General features: G+C 36.2%; 18 protein-coding genes. 14 read left to right on the top strand and 4 right to left on the bottom strand.

All coding sequences use genetic code 11. From position 1 onward, the window contains the following. The 3 genes from J2Z35_RS13400 to J2Z35_RS13390 all read left to right on the top strand — a co-directional run. The coding region (locus J2Z35_RS13400; protein ID WP_281063651.1) for a helicase C-terminal domain-containing protein at positions 1-767 on the top strand (767 nt) is incomplete at its 5' end. Between the two features lie 21 nt (positions 768-788). Then, a complete protein-coding gene (locus J2Z35_RS13395) occupies positions 789-869 on the top strand; it encodes an IS3 family transposase (RefSeq protein ID WP_209661909.1) in 81 nt (26 codons plus the stop codon). Between the two features lie 82 nt (positions 870-951). After that, entirely contained in the window at positions 952-1,686 is a 735-nt protein-coding gene (locus J2Z35_RS13390; protein WP_209661908.1) for a prepilin peptidase, read from the top strand. A gap of 8 nt (positions 1,687-1,694) precedes the next feature. On the opposite strand, the gene J2Z35_RS13385 is transcribed toward J2Z35_RS13390, so the two are convergent. The 4 genes from J2Z35_RS13385 to J2Z35_RS13370 all read right to left on the bottom strand — a co-directional run bounded on the left by J2Z35_RS13385 (position 1,695) and on the right by J2Z35_RS13370 (position 4,273). Then, complete coding sequence (locus J2Z35_RS13385) at positions 1,695-1,913, bottom strand: hypothetical protein (RefSeq protein ID WP_209661906.1); 219 nt, start codon at positions 1,911-1,913, stop codon at positions 1,695-1,697. A gap of 21 nt (positions 1,914-1,934) precedes the next feature. After that, positions 1,935-2,765 (bottom strand): TPM domain-containing protein, encoded by an 831-nt coding sequence (locus tag J2Z35_RS13380; RefSeq protein ID WP_209661905.1) that lies wholly within the window; start codon positions 2,763-2,765, stop codon positions 1,935-1,937. A gap of 22 nt (positions 2,766-2,787) precedes the next feature. Next, the gene (locus J2Z35_RS13375) at positions 2,788-3,360 is read right to left on the bottom strand and encodes a LemA family protein (protein ID WP_209661904.1); all 573 of its coding nucleotides are present in this window, start codon (positions 3,358-3,360) and stop codon (positions 2,788-2,790) included. A 91-nt stretch (positions 3,361-3,451) separates the two neighbouring features. Then, positions 3,452-4,273 carry a metallophosphoesterase gene (locus J2Z35_RS13370; RefSeq protein ID WP_209661903.1) on the bottom strand — a complete coding sequence of 274 codons (822 nt, stop codon included), beginning with the start codon at positions 4,271-4,273 and terminating at the stop codon, positions 3,452-3,454. Between the two features lie 252 nt (positions 4,274-4,525). Between J2Z35_RS13370 and addB the strand changes: the two genes are divergently transcribed. From addB to J2Z35_RS13315, 11 genes are all read left to right on the top strand, one after another. After that, positions 4,526-7,882, top strand: a complete 3,357-nt coding sequence (addB, locus tag J2Z35_RS13365; protein ID WP_209661902.1) for a helicase-exonuclease AddAB subunit AddB — start codon at positions 4,526-4,528, stop codon at positions 7,880-7,882. Continuing rightward, positions 7,869-11,405, top strand: coding sequence for a helicase-exonuclease AddAB subunit AddA (addA, locus tag J2Z35_RS13360; protein ID WP_209661901.1), 3,537 nt, complete (start codon positions 7,869-7,871; stop codon positions 11,403-11,405). Before addB ends, addA begins: the two co-directional genes overlap by 14 nt. Positions 11,406-11,427: 22 nt before the next feature. Further along, entirely contained in the window at positions 11,428-12,312 is an 885-nt protein-coding gene (locus tag J2Z35_RS13355; RefSeq protein ID WP_209661900.1) for a DegV family protein, read from the top strand. Positions 12,313-12,333: 21 nt separating this feature from the next. After that, positions 12,334-12,750 carry a DUF6762 family protein gene (locus J2Z35_RS13350; RefSeq protein ID WP_209661899.1) on the top strand — a complete coding sequence of 139 codons (417 nt, stop codon included), beginning with the start codon at positions 12,334-12,336 and terminating at the stop codon, positions 12,748-12,750. A 398-nt stretch (positions 12,751-13,148) separates the two neighbouring features. Then, a complete protein-coding gene (gene hcp / locus J2Z35_RS13345) occupies positions 13,149-14,777 on the top strand; it encodes a hydroxylamine reductase (RefSeq protein ID WP_209661898.1) in 1,629 nt (542 codons plus the stop codon). Between the two features lie 168 nt (positions 14,778-14,945). After that, the gene (locus tag J2Z35_RS13340; protein WP_209661897.1) at positions 14,946-16,529 is read left to right on the top strand and encodes a bifunctional GNAT family N-acetyltransferase/carbon-nitrogen hydrolase family protein; all 1,584 of its coding nucleotides are present in this window, start codon (positions 14,946-14,948) and stop codon (positions 16,527-16,529) included. Between the two features lie 242 nt (positions 16,530-16,771). After that, positions 16,772-17,251 (top strand): QueT transporter family protein, encoded by a 480-nt coding sequence (locus J2Z35_RS13335; RefSeq protein WP_209661896.1) that lies wholly within the window; start codon positions 16,772-16,774, stop codon positions 17,249-17,251. Positions 17,252-17,441: 190 nt separating this feature from the next. Continuing rightward, entirely contained in the window at positions 17,442-18,401 is a 960-nt protein-coding gene (locus J2Z35_RS13330) for a sigma-54 interaction domain-containing protein (protein ID WP_209661895.1), read from the top strand. 70 nt (positions 18,402-18,471) lie between these two features. After that, on the top strand, positions 18,472-20,265 hold the full coding sequence (locus tag J2Z35_RS13325) for an aldehyde ferredoxin oxidoreductase family protein (RefSeq protein ID WP_209661894.1): 1,794 nt from the start codon (positions 18,472-18,474) through the stop codon (positions 20,263-20,265). Next, positions 20,265-20,477 carry a MoaD/ThiS family protein gene (locus J2Z35_RS13320; protein WP_245330910.1) on the top strand — a complete coding sequence of 71 codons (213 nt, stop codon included), beginning with the start codon at positions 20,265-20,267 and terminating at the stop codon, positions 20,475-20,477. Before J2Z35_RS13325 ends, J2Z35_RS13320 begins: the two co-directional genes overlap by 1 nt. Further along, positions 20,478-21,164 (top strand): HesA/MoeB/ThiF family protein, encoded by a 687-nt coding sequence (locus J2Z35_RS13315; protein WP_209661893.1) that lies wholly within the window; start codon positions 20,478-20,480, stop codon positions 21,162-21,164. It begins immediately after the preceding gene. Positions 21,165-21,299: the final 135 nt, after the last annotated feature.

Below are 21,299 nucleotides of genomic sequence, written 5' to 3'. Positions count from 1 at the left end.
TTGAAAATCATAGGTTCTATTTGCTTTGCCCTTCTTTAAATCTTTTGTACGTTTTCTTTAAAAATCTTTTCTTGACATATTACCAGATTGCTTTTCCAAGGGAAAACCTCCTTGTAATGGTGGATAGATCTGTGTCCACAAGGTACGCCCATAGGGACAAAGGTGCAAAAAGCCTAGCCTTTAAAATATATGAAGCCATACAAGAAAAAAAGGGAAACTATATGGTTTTTTTCCCTTCTTATGAATATATGGAAAAGATATATTCTATTTTTACCCAAGAATTTGAAGATGTGGAGGTCTTTTCTCAGTCAAGGGATATGAAGGATGCTCAGAGGGAAGATTTTTTAGGTAGCTTTGAGCTCCAAAGTCATAAACTGGTCCTTGCATTTGCTGTGATGGGAGGAATCTTTTCAGAAGGTATAGACCTAAAGGGAGAGAGACTTTCAGGGGTTATTGTGGTAGGAGTGGGTCTTGCCAAGGCTTCCTTGGAGCTTGACCTTATATATGAACATTTTGAGGCTCTTGGAAAAAACGGATTTGACTATGCCTATAGATATAGTGCAATGAACAAGGTGATGCAGTCGGGTGGCAGAGTCATAAGGACAGAGACTGATAAAGGGTTTATACTTCTGATGGACGATCGCTTTCTAAATCCTAAATATAGAGCATTAATGCCTAGGGAGTGGAATGATTTTAAAATACTTTCAAAGCCTGATGATATAAAAAATATGGTCAGAGGATTTTGGGATGAGGCAATGAAATCATAAGCACAGTCCTAAAAAGACTATATAGCTTGGTACAATACAAAAAGAATTAAGACAAAATTAAAAGGACTGTCACCTATTGATTACAGTAAACAGTCCGTTTGAAAATATTTTTAGTTCGTGTTTATGGGTTCAGTACAATCATGGGGGTGTTTTTATTTTTGGAGTTGTTTTTTTTATATATGGAATGCTCTTTGGGAGCTTTTACAATGTAGTGATTTATAGGATTCCTCTAGATATGTCTATAGCAAAAGGTAGGTCGATGTGCCCGTCTTGCAGTACATCTCTAAGGGCTATTGACCTTGTACCGTTATTTAGCTGGATATTTCTTGGAAGAAGGTGCAGATACTGTAAGTCAGAAATTTCATTAAGATATCCACTTATAGAAATAGCCACAGGAGGACTTTTTTTACTTTCTTATTTAGTATTTGGTCCTTCCCTTGAAGCACTCTTTTATATATCCCTATGGTCTATGCTCCTTATTACGGCAATGATTGACTATGACCATATGATAATTTCAGATGCAGTACTACTTTTTTTCACTGTACTTGGCATAGCTTTAAATCTATTTATAGGATTTGACTATAAATCTCATATATTGGGAGGAATAGCAGGATTCTCGTTTTATCTTTTAATTTATGTTGCCGCAAAAGCAATATACAAAAAAGAAGCGTTTGGCTTTGGAGATGTGATGCTTATAGGAGCCATAGGACTGCTTCTTGGTCTTAGGGATACTGTTCTTACATCCATACTGTCTTTTTATGTTGCCCTTTTTGTGATACTAGGACTTAGACTTTTAGGTAAGAAAATTTCAGTAAAGGAAGAGGTCCCTTTTGGCCCCTATATATGCATATCTGCATTTATAGTATCTCTTTGGGGAGATAATCTGGTGGAGCTATATTTTAGGATTTTTAGCATGTAAAAAAGCTATCATATTTCTTTTTTCAGTACAAGCCTTCCTATTTCTATAGCACCTTTTTTAGGGTTTCTATGGCATTTGTATCGTCTTTTTACTTTTTTAAGGCCAAGGTCAAATCTCTTTGAAAGCATGGATGCTCCTGCTCCAACAAGCAAGAAACCAGGTATTACGGGTATAGTGCTGCTCAAGATTCCAAGGCCTATAAGTGTTACTCCTGCAACTTTTTTCATATTTCACCTCATCAATATCTATTAAAATTTTCTTCCAGCGCCTCCGCCACCGGTTCGGCCGCCGCCACCAAAGCTTCCACCACCGAAGCCTCCGCCTTTGCTTGAGCCTCCGCCAAAAGAGCCTGTGCCAAATGGTCCTCCAAAGGGATAGTTATTTCTCCTTGAAGTATAACTTCGTCTTGGAAGATTTCTCTTTCTTCTAGAACCTGGAGGTCTTCTTCCGCCGAAGATTCCCATTATAAAAATTATAATTACGAATATCACTATTCCCCAAAATAAAAATCCATCGGAGGAAGCTTTATTACCCCTTGGAAGTGGTGCATCTGATGTATATATATCATCAGGAGAATAACCATATTCCCCGTTGATTCTTTCCGTTACATCATAAAACATCTGAAGAAGTCCTGAGTCATAGTCTCCAGCTGAAAGATGGGAAAGAGATCTATCTATTATAGAGCCTGTAATACCATCTGGGATAGCTCCTTCAAGTCCATAGGCAACATCTATTCGTATGTCCCTTTCTTCAAGGGCTAAAAATATCAGCACTCCATTGTCAAGGTCGCTGTTTCCTATTTTCCACTGGTCAAACAGTTCTAAAGTAAAGGACTCAGGGTAGTTTCCGCCCATATCAGGAACTGTAACAACTACCACCTGGGGTTTTTCACCCCTTCGTTCATAATTTAAATTAGTATTTATAATAAATTCTTTTGTTTCTTCGGAAAGCAGATTTGCAAAGTCCCCTACGTAAAACTCAGTTGTAGGAGAAGGAACATTACTTTGAGCATATAAAGTCATGCTACCAAAGACAAATACTAAGGCTAAAACTAAGGGTAGACAAATTCTTTTTTTCAATTAAATCACTCCCGCCTTAAATTTAGCTTCCAAAGTTTACTCTTGGAGCCTCATCTGCACCAGATGCAGCCTCGAAATAACTTCTATCGTCAAAGCCCATAATTCCGGCTACTATATTAGTTGGAAATCTTCGGATTTTAGTTTTATACTCTCTTACTAAATCATTATAACGTCCACGTTCTACTGCGATTCTATTTTCTGTTCCTGCAAGCTCATCCATAAGCCTAGTTACGTTTTCGTTTGACCTAAGCTCTGGGTAGTTTTCCATGACAACAAGCAATCTTCCAAGAGCTCCTTCAAGTGCATTTGATGCTTCCACCTGTTCCTCTGTAGTAGTAGCTCCAGCCATTCTTGCTCTTGCCTCGGCTATCTGCCCGAATACTTCCTGCTCTTGAGCCATGGCACCCTTTACCGATTCTACTAGGTTTGGGATTAGATCAAATCTTCTTTGTAGTACATTCTCCACATTTGCCCACTGTGCATCCACATTTTCAGATGTAGTTACAAGGGAGTTGTATGTCCCTACAAGAGGCATGATTACTACAAATGCTAATACTGCTATTACGGCAATTACTGCTGCTAAGCCTTTTTTCATAAAAAGTTCCTCCTTAAATTTACTTTTAAAGTTAGTTGATTTTTAATAAATAAGTTTGAAAATTAATTCATTCTTAAAAGAATTGATTTTTTTAAGGTGTTTGGCTCTCAAATTCTATCAATACTACCTCTGGCTTGTTAAATACTCTAAAAGGAAAAAGACTATTGCCAAGTCCTCTGCTTACTATCATATTAGTATTTTTCTCTTCGTATAGCCCTCCATCAAATTTTGGAAATATGCCCTGATGAGGAGCTACTATACCACCTATAAAAGGTAGCCTTATTTGACCTCCATGGGAATGACCACTAAGGACAAGGTCGTAGTCTTCTTTGGCATATTCGTAAAAATACTCAGGCCTATGGGCTAATAAGATATTATAATCCTCCTTTTCGCCCATGGCTATACTGCTCAAATAAACCTCTTCTCTATTTCCACTAGGATAAGCCACAGGGTCCTTTATACCCCTTATAGATACCCTAATATCCTTATAATAAAATACAGCTTCTTCATCTTTTAGGGTTATGAGGTCTTCATTTTCAAGAAGAGAGGTTATATGAAAGCCATCCTCTGAATAATCATGGTTTCCCAGTATTCTATACAAAGGATATTTCGAAGATAAGTCTTTCATCAGAGTAAGGGCATTTTCGTATCCGTCTCTTCTTGCATCTATTATATCTCCCGTAAATAAAACAACGTCTGGCTCAAGTGAATCAATTAAAGTTATTAGCTTTATCTGGTTTTTTCCAAATGATTTATTGTGAAGGTCTGTAATATGGACGATTTTCAAGCCTGCCATATCTTCATTATCGGTCTTGAATTTATAGGGTGATACCGTAAGATGATTATTTTCATAATAGAGAAAAATCCCCATCAAAGCTATGATAATAATAAATATTAAAAGATTCTTTTTCATATCAGGTCTGCCTTTCAGTATAAAGTAAAATATTTAATTTCTAATAAGGATATATCAGTTGTTAATCCCACTAAAAGATTGTTTATGACAAAACATAATAATCCTTGATTTATAATTTTAAGGCCAATAGAAAATTATAACAAGGCTACTATGGTTACAAATAGTTACGTAGTTTGGTTAACACAGATTTTTAGAGTATAATTATTAAGGTAGGAAGATTAGGGATATAAAAATGTTGCAGGAGGGATTTAGATGATAAAAATTATTGCAGGCAGGGCATCCTACGGCAAGACAAAAAAAGTACTTGATAAGTTGAAAGAAAATCATAAAAAGTCCATTTCATCTTATCTTATGGTGCCTGAGCAGTTTACCCTTCAAAGTGAGCTCAATCTTATGGAGCATATAGATACAGATTCCCTTGTGGATATAAAAGTAATGAGCTTTGAAAGACTTGCAAAGGAAGTACTTTCAAGACATGGAGGAATAAAAAGACCTTATATAGATGAAATAGGAAAGCATATGGCACTTAGGGCCATCTTTGATAAATACAAAGAAGAAATAATTCTTTATCAGGGAGCATTTAAAAGAGAGGGTTTTTTAGAGGAACTAAGCCATACATTGTCTGAAATGAAAAAGATGAATATAGACCCGACGCTCCTTATGGGAAAGTCAGAGATAATACAAGATAACAAGCTACTGAGTCAAAAAATATATGAGGTAGGGTTCATATATCAAAGATTTATAGAATATATGGATGGAAGGTATGTAGACAATGATGATAGAATAGGCCTTTTAGCTGAAAAAGTAGAGCTTGCCAAGGAGCTTTCTGATATAGAGTTTTATTTTGACAGCTTTACGGGATTTACCTCCCTTGAGCTAAATGTTATTGAAAAGCTCAACCTTCTTGGAGCAAATCTGACCTTTGCCCTTACACTTGATATGTCAAATCCAAAAGACAAAGAAGTATTCTCTCCCACAGAGGGAACCTTGACTCAGCTTATGGAGATAGCAAAGAGAGCAGATGAAAAGATAGAAATCATGTCAGTTGAGCAGGTTTCTAAAAAGCCATTTGCTATTGATTATATTGAAAAAAATCTCTTTATTCAAAGGCCAGCTTCATCTGAAAAGGAGGCAGCAGGAGCTAAAATATATAAGGCTCTTACAGCTGAATCAGAAGTCCAAAGATGCGCCCACGAAATAGTAGGTCTTGTCAGAGATGAAGGCTTTAGATACAAAGATATAGCGGTTCTTATGTCTATGCCTGAGATATATTCCAGTAAAATAAACAGGATATTTACAGAGTATGAAATTCCTCATTTTATTGATATAAAAAGAGATATAATGGCAAGCCCTTTAATCAATATGATATTCTCCTTTCTTGATATGGGGATAAGAAACCTCAGGTATGAGGATGTATTTGGATTTTTAAAAAGTGATTTTACAGATATAAAAAGAGAAAACTATCTCAAGCTTGAAAATTTTGTTCTCAAATGGGGAATTAAAGGAAAAATGTGGTCAGATGACCACAGATTCGAGGAAGAGAGATTTTTTGATAAAGAGGATGAGAAAGAGCAAATAAAAGAAGCTAGAGATTACATTTTAGAGATTAATGAAAAATTTAAAAAGAAATTTAAGAGAAAAGATACTGCCCTTTCCTATGCAAAGCATCTTTTTAGCTTTTTAGAAGATATAAAAGCTCAGGAGAAGATAGAGAGTTTTGTAGAGGTCTTAAAGGAAGAGCAGATGCTGGATCATGCCAATGAAAGTGCTCAGATATGGAATGTCTTACTTGAAACCCTAGACCAGTTTGTAGAGATTTTAGGAGAAGAGAAAATAACTCTAGGGGAATTCAGGACGATTTTATACGAAGGGTTAAAAAGACACGAGATAGGAGTGATTCCCCCAGCTAGTGATCAGGTTCTTACAGTAACCCTTGACAGGAGCAGGAGCGCAGGAATCAAAGCCTTGTTTTTCCTTGGATTCAATGATACCTATGTTCCAAGGATTTCGAAGGATAGCCCGATTCTTCTTGATGAGGATAAGGAAAGACTCAAAGACCTAGGGGTTAATCTTCCTTCAGAAAGGGAAAATAGACTAAAGGAAGAAAGCCTTGGAATATATAGTGCAGTATCGAAGCCCTCTGAGTATCTTTACCTTAGCTATTCCTTAGCAGATGAGGAAGGTAAAGCTCTTAGGCCATCAACTGTGCTGGAGAAAATCATAAAAATACTTCCAAATATCAAGATAGAAAGTGAGCTTGCCTCACTTAATCCAATGGAAGCTGTAGATAGAAAGGAGCCGACCTTTAGACATATAGGTCAGGCTCTTAGGGACTATGTGGAGGATGGAGAGATAGATGAAAAATACCTATCCATATATGGCTATTTTCACGAAAATCAGGAATATTTTGAAGCCAGAAATATGCTAATAGACAGTCTTTTTTATACAAACAAAGTGGAGAATATAGGAAAGGACTATGCAAAAAAACTCTACGACGCACCTTTTAAGGCAAGTGTTACTAGACTTGAAAAGTTTGCAAAATGTCCATACGACCACTTTATAGAATATGGTTTGAGGCCAAAGGAAAGAAAGATTCATGAGATAAGTCCGCTGGAGCTTGGAAGTATATTTCACAACTCCATAGAAAAATTTGCTCAAAAAGCAAACGAGATTAAAAATCTTCCTCAGCTCATTGATAGAGAATATTGCAATAAGGTGATGGATAGCATTGTGGAAGAGTCTATCTCTCACAATGTGAAAATACTAATGGAAAGTTCAAAGAGAAATGCTTATGTAATGAAAAAAATCAAAAAGATATCCCAAAGAGCAGCGTGGACCATGATTAATCATATAACAAAGGGAAGATTTGAAATGGTTGCCCAAGAGCTTGAGATACCTGATATTGTGATAAACCTTGGAGAGGATGAAATTACTTTAACGGGCCGAATAGATAGGGTAGATATCCTTGAAGATGATGAAGAATCCTTTGTAAAAATAGTGGATTATAAATCCAGAAAAAAATCCTTCAGTCTTGAAGATGCTTACTATGGTTTAGATATACAGCTTGTTGTATATATGGATGCTCTTTTGGAAAATCCTCAAATATTTAAAAAAACAGAGCTTCATCCTGCAGGAGTGTTTTATTTTCCAATCATGGATACTCTTATAAAGACTGAGTCCGAAAGTCCTGAGGAAGTAGAAAGGCTTATAGAAAAAGAGCTTAGGATGCAGGGAATAGTCTTAAAGGACATAAGGGTAGCAAGGGGAATCGAAGCAGAGATTGAAGGGGACTCAACAGTTGCAGGAATCAAGGTAAAGGATAGTGAAGTAGTAGGAGAAAATGCACTTACAGAGCAGGAGTTTGGTATTCTTATAGACCATGTCATGACTATGGTAAAGGATATGTCGAAGGAAATACTAAATGGAAATATATCCATAGAGCCTTATGCAAAAAAGGGGGGCACTCCTTGTCAGTACTGTAAATACTCATCAGTATGCAAATTTGATGAAAAACTTGATGGAAATAATCACAAAAACCTAAAAAATCTAAATGACAAGCAAATAAAGGAAATACTTTTTAAAGGAGGGGCGAAGGATGGATTGGACTAATCAGCAGAGAATGGCCATAGAAACAAGGGGAAAAAATCTACTTGTATCAGCTGCAGCTGGTTCTGGAAAGACAGCTGTACTTGTTCAAAGGATTATAGATATGATTACAAAAGAGGGAGTTGATGTCACAAGCCTCCTTGTAGTTACCTTTACAAATGCAGCAGCCTCCGAGATGAAAGAAAGGATAAAAAATAGGCTTCTTGACTATATAGATACTCACCCTGAGGATGAAATATATATAAGAAAGCAGCTTCAAAATGTCCCAAGGGCAAATATAAGCACCATGCACTCCTTTTGCATGGAAATATTAAGAAGGAATTTTCATATCATAGATATAGATCCATCCTTTAGGATAGCAAGCCAGACCTTAGTTCAGATACTAAAATCAGAGGCTATGAGCGAGCTTATGGAAACAAAATACGAAGAAGAGGATGAAGATTTTTTAAGTCTCGTTGACTCCTATGGTGGAAAAAGAGGAGATCAAAATATAGAAGCCCTAATAAACATGACGTATTCCTTCATACAAAGCCAGCCCTATCCTCTTAAGTGGCTTGAAGAAAAAAGTGAAGAGTTTAATATAGATGAAAATAAATTCAACGAATCCTTATGGGCTAAAGCTATAAAAGAAGATATCACCATGAAGCTTGAAGGGGCAAGACTTGCGGCCCTTGAGGGGATAAGGCTCTGTAATTTTGAAGGAGGGCCTAAACCATACGAGGAAGCCCTAAGAAGTGATATTGACCTTATTGAGGATATAGAAACTGCTTTAAATGAATCCCTTGAAAGATACTATAGTAAGATATCAGATGTATCATTTCAAAGAATGAAGACTATAAGTAAAAAAATGAAAGAAGACCTTGATGAAAATCTTATAATTAAGGTCAAGGATTTAAGAGATAGTCTAATCAAAAAAAATGGCATTGAAAAGCTCAAAAAAAGTGCAAGTATAAGAGATTTTAAAAGGCAAATAAAAGAACTGAAAGATATGTATCCTCTTATGAAAAGTCTAAAGGAGACTGTAGGGAACTTTGACAGGATATATAAAGAGAAAAAGAGCCACGAAGGAGTTCTTGATTTTTCAGACCTTGAGCATTATGCTCTAAATTTGCTTGAGGACTCTAGAGTGAGGGATGACCTGAGGGGAAAGTACAAATATATATTTTTTGATGAGTATCAAGATAGCAATATAGTGCAGGAAACTATAATCAACCATATAAAAAGGGAGGACAATCTATTTTTAGTTGGAGATGTAAAACAGTCTATATATAGATTTCGTCTCGCAGACCCCACTCTTTTTATAGAAAAATATGAAAGGTTCTCAAAAGGCGAAGAGACTGTAGACATGAGACTGGACCTTTCGGAAAACTTTAGAAGTAGAATGGAGATTCTTGAATTTGCAAACTTTATATTTAGGTCTTTAATGTCAAAGGAGCTTGGAGAGATTGATTATGATGAGTCGGCACACCTTAGACCATCTATGGAGTTTCCAAAGGAATCTTCAAGAGTGCAGATGACTGTGATTGAGTCAAAGAGTGGAGAAGAAGCAAAAGAAGAGGATGAAGATATAGAGTCTCCTGAGCTTGAAGCAATGTATACTGCCCAGAAGATTAAAGAGCTTATTGGAAAAGAGCATTACAATCCAAAGACGAAAAAATATGAAACTATAGGCTATGGGGATATTGTAATCTTAATGAGATCCCCTTCCAAGGCTGCCGATGCCTTTGGAAAGATATTTAAAAGTCAAAACATACCATGTTATGTAGATTATAACTCTTCATACTATGATGTAATGGAAATAAGACTGTTTTTGGACCTTCTAAAGATTATAGATAATATAGAGCAGGACGAAGCGATTCTTTCTGTAATGAACTCTGTAATTGGAGGCTTTGAAATAGAAGAGCTTATAAAAATAAGGATAAAAACAAGAGAAGGGTCATTTTATAAGGCGGTAATTACCTATAGGGATGAAGAAAATGATGAGATAGCAAATAAAATAAATAGCTTTATAAATAAAATAAATAGATATAGTTTCGTTGAGAAACTAAAAAAGCTAGATGAATTTCTTTGGTATCTTATGATAGATACAAACTACTATAGCTATATGGGAGCTATGGCAGGAGGGAAAGAGAGACAGGAAAATCTTAAATCACTTCTTGATAAAGCCAAGGAGTTTGAAGATTCAGCCTCAAAAGGATTATTTGGATTTTTAAGATTTATAGACAAGCTTTTAAAGGACAAGGGTGACACCCAGGAGGCTAAAGCTATAAGTCAAAGTGAAAACCTTGTTAGAGTCATGAGTATCCACAAAAGTAAAGGCCTTGAATTTCCTGTTGTTTTTGTATGCGGACTTGGAAAAAACTTTAACCAGCAGGATTTCAAAAATGATATTACCTTTCATAAGGACCTTGGACTTGGTCCCAAATATGTAAATCTTGAACTTGGGACATACAATGATTCTATAGCAAAGACTGCCATAAAAATAAAGCTTACAAATGAGATGCTTTCAGAAGAGCTTAGGATTTTGTATGTTGCACTTACAAGACCCGTAGACTATCTATTTATGGTTGGATCAGTAAGGAGTATAGAAAAGGTGGCAGATGAAGCGTTAAAGGGGGATGGAAAGGGTTATCTTTTTTCCAAGAAAAATTTCCTCTCGTGGATGCTTGCAGCTGTGGCAAGGCATAAGGATGGACTACCTCTTAGACAGGCCTCAGAAAAGGCTATAGATGATGATGAAATAAAAGAGAGCAATAACCCCTTTGTATTAAATCTTGTTAGAAAATCAGATATACTTGAGATTAAGGATAAGGAAGAAAATAATAAAGAAAGCATGAAAGCATTATTAAAAGACTATAACTATATGCCAAATAAAGAGATATTAAATGAAGTAAAGAGGAGACTGGAATATGTCTATCCTTTTGAAAGTGATGTCAAAGTTCCACCAAAAACAAGCGTGAGTCAGATAGTTAGGGATGAAGCTCTAAACCTTTACGCACCCCTTATTATAGAAAAAGCTCCAAGATTTTTAGAGGGAAAAAAGGCATTTACAGGAGCTCGAAAAGGTACAGTCATGCATTTTGTAATGCAAAATTTAGATATACACAAAATAAAAGAAAAAAATGATATAATTAATCAAATTAACATATTTACTGTAAATGAACTTTTAACTGAAGAAGAGGCAAAAGCTGTAGATATTGACAAAATTTTAGAGTTTTTGGAAAGCGATATTGGAAAAAGACTCATTGAATCTGATTTAGTGAAAAGAGAAGTTTCATTTATGCTAAAAAAAGAAAAGGTAATCGTAAGTGGAATAATAGATTGTTGCTTTGAGGAAAAGGGTAGATGGGTAATAATAGATTATAAGACTGACTATATAGGACTTTCATCTCCTGAGGAGGCAGCGTCAAAATACTCCAGACAGCTTGAGCTTTACAAGGAAGCCTTAATGAAAAGCAGCGGTATGGATGTAGCTGAGGGATATATATATCTTTTTGATAGGGGCAAAGGGATAAGGATAATTTAATTAGATGAAAAGGAGTGGGATAATGGGTAAAATAGCTATTATTACTGATTCAACAAGTGATATTACAAAGGACATGATTGAAAAATATGACATAAAGGTTTTCCCTCTGCAAATTATATACAAAAGCAGAATATATAGAGACAAGGTAGATATAACACCAGAGCAGATATATAGAGATATGGAAAAGGAAGTTCCAAAGACATCCCTTCCCCTTACAGCAGATGTTGTAAAAACTTTTGATTCTTTAAAGGCAGAGGGATATACAGATGTACTAGGAGTATTCATATCATCTGGTCTTAGTGGAACATACAATATGGTAAGAAATATTGCCATAGACTATGAAGATTCTATGAATATAGAGCTTATAGATTCTAAGTCTATTTCATGGGGAATGGGCTTTGCACTTATTGAAGGAGCAAAAGCTGTAGAGGAAGGAAAAACCTTTACAGAAGTTACAGATATTGTAAAAGAAGGGCTAAAAAATACAAGAGCATTTTTTGTAATACCTACTCTTTATTACCTTAAAAAAGGTGGAAGAATGGGAAGAGTAGAAGGAACTCTTGGAGATATGTTAAATATCAAGCCTATAGTATCTGTTGATGAAGCAGGAGACGGACAGTATTTTACAGTAAAGAAAGTTAGAGGGAGAAAGAAATCCTTAGCCGCAATTTATGATGTTGTAGAGGGTGCATTAAAGGGGAAGAAAGCTTTTGATGTGGCAGTACTTCACGGTGGAGCCCAGGAAGAAGCAGATGCTATAGCCGAAAAGTTCAGAGCTTTAGAAGGAGTGCGAACAGTTGTAGAAACTCAGGTAAGCCCAGTGATAGGTGTTCATACGGGACCTGGTCTAGTAGCACTATGCATCAGCACGGAAGAAGGGCTACCAAGACTTAAGGAAGATAAATAGAATTAGCTGGAGGAAAAAATATTGGAACCATTTGCAGTAATTATAATGAAAAAAGATGCGGAAACTGGCTTTCTTGATAAAGAAGTAGGAAGCTATATGATAAAAGAGCACGGCGACTATATAGATTCTATTTATGTACTAGAGCAGGATGGAAAGAATATAGCTCATATGAGAGTAAGCACAGATTTTGATGTGCAGGACTGGCAGTATAGTGCTATATATGACTACTACGATGAAGACAAGGTCAAAGCTCTGGAGGATGTCTTATCAATTGAAGCAATAGAAGAAGAGTTCAATCCTTTATGGGAAATTAGATTTGTCTTGCCTGAAATAGAGGAAGCGGCAGAAGAGATGATGGTAAGGATATTAGCATCTCATAAAAATGAGCTTGATGAAGTTTTAAAAGAGATTAAAGACAAAGAGGAAGAATATTTATAAGCTTCTAAAACAGGCTAAAAAATAAAAGTGATATATAAATAATAGCAAAAATCAAAAAAGATTAAGTATTGTAACATATGTTACAGTATTTAATCTTTTTTTAGGTTAAATTGTAACAGTAAGGTTTAATATGAAGTTTTCTGAAAGAAAAAACTACTAAAATGGTATAAATTCAAATTTATTTTAAAATTTTGATTTAGGATTTTTTAGAATAGATTATGAAATATAAGCATTTTCAATGAATATATGATTTTCGAAAAATCATATGATAATCCATTGAGAATATAACTGTTTAAAATTTACCATTTGGGTATACAGGGAACGAATAGCTCTATATATGACAGAACATTCCTAATCTTTCAGAAAAATATTATAAAAAAATTTTGGAGGTGCATTTTATGTATTGTAATCAATGTCAAGAAGCAGCAAAAGGTTATGCCTGTACATCAGTAGGGGTTTGTGGGAAAGGAAACGACCTATCAAATCTAATGGACTTACTTATTTATTCACTTGAAGGCATATCTCTTTATGCTCAAGAGCTTAGAGGAAAAGGGGAAAATATAGACCCTAAAGTTGACAGATTTATTATGGAAGGTCTTTTCTCTACTATAACTAATGCTAACTTCAATGATGATGTAATAGAAGGGAAGATACGTGAAGCACTAGAAATAAGAGAAAACCTTAAAAATCAACTGGGTAGAGAGCTTAGTCATCCAAGCGCTACATTCACAGTAAAAACAAGAGAAGAAATGGACCAGCTTTCTAGCCAAGTTGGATTCCTTTCAATAGAGAATGAAGATGTAAGAGCTCTGAAATCACTTGTAGTATTTGGCCTTAAAGGACTTGCTGCATATTATGAGCATGCAAACAACCTAGGACACAGCAGTGACGAGCTTTCAAGCTTTATGGAAGAGGCTCTTGCAAAAGTAACTATGGACCTTAGCGTTGATGAGCTTATAGGGCTTGTTCTAAAAACTGGAGAGCATGGAGTAAATGCAATGGCTCTTCTTGACAAGGCAAACACAAGCGCTTATGGAAACCCAGAAATAACAAAGGTTAATATAGGAACAAGAAATAACCCAGCAATCCTTATCTCTGGTCACGACCTTAAGGATATGGAAGAGCTGCTTAAGCAGACAGATGGAACTGGAGTAGATGTATATACTCACTCTGAAATGCTTCCAGCTAACTACTACCCAGCGTTTAAGAAATATGAGCATTTCGTAGGAAACTACGGAGGATCATGGTGGTCCCAAAACGATGAATTCGAAGCTTTCAACGGACCTATCCTATTTACTACTAACTGTATAGTTCCTCTTAAGTCTAAACATACTTACCTAGACAGACTATACACTACAGGTTCTTCAGGATATCCAGGTGCTACTCATATAGCTGATAGACCAGCTGGCGGAGCGAAAGACTTCTCTCAAATAATAGAGCAGGCTAAAAAATGTGCCCCTCCTACACAGCTTGAAGAAGGAGAAATAGTTGGTGGATTTGCTCACAATCAGGTTATGGCACTTGCTGATAAGGTTGTAGATGCAGTGAAATCTGGAGCTATCAAGAAGTTCTTTGTAATGGCAGGTTGTGACGGAAGATTCAAAGAAAGAAACTACTACACAGAGTTTGCAGAGGCACTTCCTCAAGATACAGTAATCCTTACTGCAGGATGCGCTAAGTACAGATACAACAAGCTAAACCTTGGAGATATCGGCGGAATACCAAGAGTACTTGATGCAGGACAGTGTAACGATTCATACTCACTTGCAGTAATAGCTCTTAAACTTAAAGAAGTATTTGGGCTTGAAGATATAAATGATCTTCCAATAGCTTATAACATTGCATGGTATGAGCAAAAGGCTGTAATAGTTCTTCTAGCTCTTCTTTTCCTAGGAGTTAAGAACATTCACCTTGGACCTACACTTCCAGCGTTCCTTTCACCAAATGTTGCTGACGTACTTGTTAAAAACTTTGGTATAGCAGGAATAGGAACTGTAGAAGATGATATGAAAATATTCCTTGGATAATTTAAATTAGATAAGAGAATTAACCTTATGGAAATTAAGCAATCCCTATAAAAGAAAAAGGCTATCAGATATTATTTCTGATGGCTTTTTCTTTTTTTGTTCTATCCAATGAGAATTAGGGTATATAAAATAGGGATTAGTCAGAAGAAGAGTACAGGAGGTTTTTTTATGTCAGATATGGACTTAAGTAAATTTGAAAAAAAGATTCATCTTAGAAATATAAAGGTCGAAGATATTGATGAAATTATAGAGCTCTCAAAGATATGCTTTCCAAATATGAAGCCTTGGACGAAGGCTCAGCTAAAAAGTCATATTAAGCATTTTCCAGAGGGACAACTCTGTGTAGAATACGAGGACAAAATCATAGGTTCATGTTCGAGTCTTATTATCAATTTTGATGAATATGATGTAAAGCACACCTGGGATGAGATTACGGATAAGGGATATATTAAAAATCACAACTATGACGGAGATAACCTTTATGGTATAGAGGTAATGGTTCATCCAGATTACAGAAGAATGAAAATTGGAAGACGCCTTTATGATGCCAGAAAAGAGCTGGCTCAGAGGATGAACCTAAAGAGCATAATAATAGGGGGAAGAATACCAAACTATCATAAGCATGCCGAAGAAATGAGCCCAAGGGAATACGTGGAAGAAGTAAGAGCCCAAAATATATATGACCCAGTACTTACATTTCAGCTGATGAACGGATTTATCCTTAAAAGAATAAACAACAACTACCTAAAAGATGATGACAACTCCATGAAATATGCAACACTTATGGAGTGGCCAAATATAGACTATATGCCCCAGACAAAGAGGATATACAAGACGTCATTTCCTGTTAGGGTGTTTGTGGTTCAGTATATGATGAAGCAAATCAACTCTTTTCATGACTTTGCCCATCAGTGTGAATACTATGTAGATATAAGCTCTGACTACAAGTCAGATTTTATAGTCTTTCCCGAGATATTTACAACCCAGCTTCTTTCCTTTATAGAGGAAAAGAGTCCAAGTCTTGCCATTAGGAGACTTACGAGATATACAGAGGATTATATCAAGCTTTTTACAGACCTTGCAGTAAAGTACAATGTAAATATTATTGGAGGCTCTCACTTTGTGGAAGAGGATGGAGATATATACAATATAGCCTATCTTTTTAGAAGAGATGGAACTATAGACAAGCAGTACAAGCTACACATCACACCTAATGAAGAGCGATGGTGGGGAATACAGCCTGGAGATGAAATCAAGATATTTGACACAGACTGCGGAAAGATAGCGATACTCATCTGTTATGACATGGAGTTTCCAGAGCTCTCAAGAATAGTTGCAGAAAGGGGAGCTAATATAATATTCTCGCCATTTTGTACTGATGATAGACAGGGATACCTTAGAGTAAGGTACTGCGCTCAAGCTAGAGCTGTAGAAAATCAGGTATATACAGTAATAGCAGGCACAGTTGGAAACCTTACAGAGGCAGAAAATATGGATATTCAGTACGCCCAGTCTGCGATATTTACTCCATCTGACTTTTCATTTCCTAGAGATGGAATCGTTGCAGAGTGTACCCCAAATATAGAAATGGTCATAGTTGGGGATATAGATCTTGAGGTGTTAAGAAGGAGCAGAAGCAGCGGAAGCGTGAGGCAGTTCAACAACAGAAGAACCGACCTTTATGAAATAACTGTAAAAGAGGCAAAAAACACTAAGAAAAATGATGGATTCGAATATGACCCTGAAATATAAAATAAAATAATATAATACTTTTATTTTTAGAATTACTATAGTATAATAGTTTTTCGGAAAACTAAAGAGAAGTGTTTGCTTGGGACCCACTTCTATAAAATGAGACTTAATACTGAGGGAGTGTAGCTTTCTCAGTATTTTAGTCGAATTTATTTCGAGGATGCATTGCTTGATTTTCCGCTTGAAAATCGGAAAGTCTTAGCAATGCACCTAAGGTAAAAAAATCAAGAGGAGGAAGTGTTTTGAAAAAAATTAATACCAAGGAACTCACCTTAATAGGTGCTACTGCTGCTGTATATGCAGTTTTAACTATGATTATGGCTCCAATAAGCTATGGTCCAATCCAGCTGAGACTTTCAGAGATTATGACCTTGCTGGCATTTATTAACCCAACATTTGTACCAGGACTTGTGCTGGGAACCTTTATTGCCAATCTCTTCAGTCCATTTGGACTACCTGACATTATATTTGGAACCCTTGCTACATGGATAGCGGTTTATATGGTATCAAAGTCCAAGACTTTATTTGTGGCAACTCTATGGCCAACCATTGCAAATGGAATAATTATTGGGCTGATGCTTACAGTGTTTGCAGGTCTTCCCTTTATGTCAACTGCAGCTTATGTAGCTCTGGGGCAGTTTATAGTGGTGACTCTTCTTGGATATCCAATCTTTAAAGTAATCATGAAAATGAAAGTAATAGAAAACTTATTTCAAAATTAAAAAATAAAGAAGGAAGCTATAGTTTTAATACTGAGCTTCCTTTTTTGATTCCCAAAATACCCGAATTCAAAGGAGAATTTTTTCAAAATTTAGTCGATTTGCATTTTCTCTGATATAATGAAACAAATGATACAAAATGAGACAATGTTTGAAACATTAATTGTCCTATAATGACACATAGGAGGCCTTTATGAGAAGAAAAAGCTATGATGAGATATTAAAAAATAAAGCAATATACACATTCGATAAGCTAATAGGAAAAAGTCAAATTTTTCTAGACACAATAGATTATGCTAAAAAACTTGCGACCTCATCGGCTACAATCTTTATTCAAGGGGAAAGTGGGACTGGAAAAGAGCTTTTTGCCCATGCTATTCATAATTATAGCGAGAGAAAGGAGTCTGCGTTTATTGCAGTGAATTGTGGAGCTATACCCCATACTCTTATAGAATCAGAGCTCTTTGGATATGAAGAAGGTTCTTTTACAGGTGCAAAAAAAGGGGGACAAGTAGGTAAATTTGAACAAGCAGATAGTGGAACTATTTTTCTTGATGAAATAGGGGAAATGCCCCTTTCACTTCAAATAAGACTTCTTAGAGTAATTGAAGAGGGAGTAGTTGACAAAGTGGGAGGAAAAAACCCTATACCGGTGGACGTAAGGATTATAGCTGCAACTAACAAAAATCTTAAGCTTGAGGTTGAAAAGGGAAGATTTAGACAAGATCTCTATTATAGGATTTTTGTTTTGCCACTTTTTTTACCAACTTTAAAAGAACGAAAAGAGGATATACCTATTTTATTTGAGTATTTTTTGGAAAAATCGGCAAAAAGAAATGGTGTAGAAATACCTAAAATATCTAAAGAAGAGGTTCAAAAAATATTAAATAATCCATGGTCTGGAAATATAAGAGAACTTGAAAATGCAGCTGAATTGTACGCTATTACGGGAAGTTTTCCTACTTCTTTTATTGAACTAGAAAGGGCTACTGAAAATTTTCCAGACAAAATGGGGAGATTAGAGAAAATAGAAAAGACAGAACTAGAAAAAGCAATTATATTAAATGAAAGAAATCTTTCAAAGACTGCCATATATCTAGGCGTATCAAGAAGCACCCTTTATCGTATGCTAAAAAAATATAATATAGGATAAAGCTGGCATAATTCTTGCTAATTCAGAATATTTAGATAATATTCTTTTTTATACAAGGGAGGCAATAATTATGAAAAGCTATGCAGGTAAAGTTTTAAGAGTTAATTTAACAGACAAATCTATAAATGTAGAGCCCCTTAATATGCAGTATGCCAATGACTACATAGGTGGGAGAGGGCTCGGAACAAGAATGTATTTTGACGAAGTTGAGCCGACAATAGATCCCCTTTCTCCTGAAAATAAGCTTATAATTGCCACTGGACCTATGACAGGAGCTCCGGTTCCTACAGGAGGAAGATATATGGTAATAACAAAATCCCCTCTTACAGGAGCAATAGCATCCTCAAATTCAGGGGGGCACTGGGGACCAGAGTTTAAGGCCTGTGGATATGATGCAATAGTAATTGAAGGTAAAGCAGATAGTCCGTGTTATATAGATATAAAAGATGATAAGGTTGAAATCAAGGATGCAGATCATCTTTGGGGTAAGCTTGTAATTGAGGCTGAAAACACTTTAAAGCAGACTGAAGGAGAAAAATGCAGAGTACTTCTTATAGGACCAGCAGGAGAAAAACTATCCAAGATGGCATCTATAATGAATGATCATGATAGAGCGGCAGGAAGATCAGGAGTAGGAGCTGTAATGGGTTCTAAAAACCTAAAGGCAATTACAGTAAAGGGCTCAAACAAGCTAGAGCTTCACGATGATGAAAAGCTTAAAGAAGTTGTAAAAAAATGTAATGCCCTTATCAAAGAAAATGGAGTAACAGGAGGAGGACTTCCTACCTACGGAACTGCGGTTCTTGTAAACATAATAAACGAAGGTGGAATCAATCCAACTAATAACTTCCAAACATCCCAGTTTGCTGATGCTGAAGGAATAAGCGGGGAGACAATGGCAGAAAAATTCCTAGTTAAAAGAAGTGCCTGTGCAAGATGTCCTATAGGATGCGGTAGAGTTGTAAAGCTTGACGATCAAGTAATAGGCGGACCTGAATATGAGACACTTTGGTCATTTGGATCTGACTGCGGAGTTTCTGATATGAATACCGTAATAAAGGCAAACCACCTTTGCAATGAATATGGAATGGATACCATATCTGTAGGAGCTACAATTGCAGCTGCAATGGAGCTTAAGCAAAAGGGATATATTAAGGACGAGGAGCTTAACGGAGTAGCCCTTGAGTTTGGAAACAACGAATCCGTAGTAGCTTGGACAGAAATGATAGGTAAAGGGGAAGGGCTTGGAGCTAGGATGGCAATGGGTTCCTATGAGCTTTGTGATAGCTATGGAATGGCTGAGCTATCTATGTCTGTAAAGAAGCAAGAACTTCCGGCATATGACCCTAGAGCTATCCAAGGTCAAGCTGTTCAGTATGCTACATCAAATAGAGGAGGATGTCATGTTAGAGGTTATCTGATTTCTCCTGAGATTCTAGGTCTTCCAGAAAAGCTTGATAGATTCTCTATAGACAAAAAACCTGAGTGGGCTAAGATATTCCAAGATCTTACTGCCGTAATTGATTCCATGGGAATGTGTCTGTTTACATCATTTGCCCTTGGAGCTAACGAATACTCTGAGCTTTATAATGCATCTGCAGGAACTGAGTATGATGCAGATAAGCTAATGACAGCAGGAGAAAGAATCTACAATATAGAAAGAGTATTTAATATAAGAGCGGGTGTTGGAGGAGATCAGGACACTCTTCCTAAGAGACTTCTTGAAGAGCCTATAGTTGATGGACCTTCAAAAGGTGAGGTTGCAAGACTTTCCGAAATGCTGCCAAAGTATTATGAAGTAAGGGGCTGGGTAAGCGGAGAGCCAACCTCTGAAAAACTTAGCGAACTAGGGATTGATATATAATGATTGAAGTCAGACTGTTTGCCACGTTTAGGGAAAACAGAGGAAAAAAAATTCAGGTAGATGCAAAGGACGGAAATGAAATACTTGAAAAAATAGATATAAAAAAAGAGGATGTAGCTATATTTCTAATAAATGGCAGAGATGGCTCTTTAGATACTCCCCTAAAGGATGAAGATATAGTATCTCTATTTCCTCCAGTTGGAGGGGGTTAGATGGAAGTAGAAGAGAGATATAAAAAAAATATAGGTACTATCACAGAGGCTGAGCAGCAAAGCCTCAAAACTAAGAAAGTTTTTGTAGCAGGACTTGGAGGACTTGGAGGATATATTTGCGAGATGCTTGCAAGGATGGGAGTAGGACATATAAAAGCTATAGACTGTGATGTCTTTGAAGAAAGCAATCTAAATAGGCAGATATTATGCACAGAAACTTGTATAGGTAGCTCAAAAGCCCAGGAAGCACAAAAAAGGCTTAAAGAGATAAATTCAACTATAAGTTTAGATATAAAAAAGGAAAGGCTTGAAGAGACAAGTGCCCGGGAATTAATCAAAGACTTTGATATTGTAGTAGATGCTCTAGATAGTATAGACACTCGATTAATCCTAGCATCGGCTGCAAAGGATATGAATATAAAGATGGTTCACGGGGCTATTTGCGGCTGGTACGGACAAGTAAGCGTTATATTTCCAGAAGATAATACCTTAAAGAGAATATATGGAGATAAGAAGGGGAAAGGCAAAGAAGAATCTATTGGAAATCCGCCGTTTACTCCAGCTCTTGTGGCCTCTCTTGAGGTAGCAGAAGCAGTAAAAATACTGATTGGGAGAGAAAGTTCCCTAAGAAATAAAATACTCCTTATAGACACTCTTCTTCAGGACTATGAGGTTGTTGATATCTAAAATTTAGTGTATATTATAAAAAACAATTAAAGATAAGCTTAAAAAGGGGCTGTCGGGAAAAGGCGTTTTTTGAACGATGAACCCTAAAAATTAAAAATCCTAGATTATTAAAGACATTCAGAAATGTAAATGTTT

Source organism: Acetoanaerobium pronyense (genome assembly GCF_017874355.1).
Lineage (GTDB): Bacteria > Bacillota > Clostridia > Peptostreptococcales > Filifactoraceae > Acetoanaerobium > Acetoanaerobium pronyense.
The sequence above is the reverse complement of the archived record's forward strand: the minus strand, read 5'-3'. Positions and strand labels throughout refer to the sequence as shown.

Excerpts from the sequence above, each read along its gene's own strand:
- J2Z35_RS13320 (WP_245330910.1), top strand. The coding sequence starts at position 20,265 with ATGATTGAAGTCAGACTGTTTGCCACGTTTAGGGAAAACAGAGGAAAA.
- J2Z35_RS13385 (WP_209661906.1), bottom strand. The coding sequence starts at position 1,913 with ATGAAAAAAGTTGCAGGAGTAACACTTATAGGCCTTGGAATCTTGAGC.
- J2Z35_RS13315 (WP_209661893.1), top strand. The coding sequence starts at position 20,478 with ATGGAAGTAGAAGAGAGATATAAAAAAAATATAGGTACTATCACAGAG.
- addA (WP_209661901.1), top strand. The coding sequence starts at position 7,869 with ATGGATTGGACTAATCAGCAGAGAATGGCCATAGAAACAAGGGGAAAA.
- addB (WP_209661902.1), top strand. The coding sequence starts at position 4,526 with ATGATAAAAATTATTGCAGGCAGGGCATCCTACGGCAAGACAAAAAAA.
- J2Z35_RS13340 (WP_209661897.1), top strand. The coding sequence starts at position 14,946 with ATGTCAGATATGGACTTAAGTAAATTTGAAAAAAAGATTCATCTTAGA.
- J2Z35_RS13330 (WP_209661895.1), top strand. The coding sequence starts at position 17,442 with ATGAGAAGAAAAAGCTATGATGAGATATTAAAAAATAAAGCAATATAC.
- J2Z35_RS13375 (WP_209661904.1), bottom strand. The coding sequence starts at position 3,360 with ATGAAAAAAGGCTTAGCAGCAGTAATTGCCGTAATAGCAGTATTAGCA.
- J2Z35_RS13370 (WP_209661903.1), bottom strand. The coding sequence starts at position 4,273 with ATGAAAAAGAATCTTTTAATATTTATTATTATCATAGCTTTGATGGGG.
- hcp (WP_209661898.1), top strand. The coding sequence starts at position 13,149 with ATGTATTGTAATCAATGTCAAGAAGCAGCAAAAGGTTATGCCTGTACA.
- J2Z35_RS13355 (WP_209661900.1), top strand. The coding sequence starts at position 11,428 with ATGGGTAAAATAGCTATTATTACTGATTCAACAAGTGATATTACAAAG.
- J2Z35_RS13390 (WP_209661908.1), top strand. The coding sequence starts at position 952 with ATGCTCTTTGGGAGCTTTTACAATGTAGTGATTTATAGGATTCCTCTA.
- J2Z35_RS13325 (WP_209661894.1), top strand. The coding sequence starts at position 18,472 with ATGAAAAGCTATGCAGGTAAAGTTTTAAGAGTTAATTTAACAGACAAA.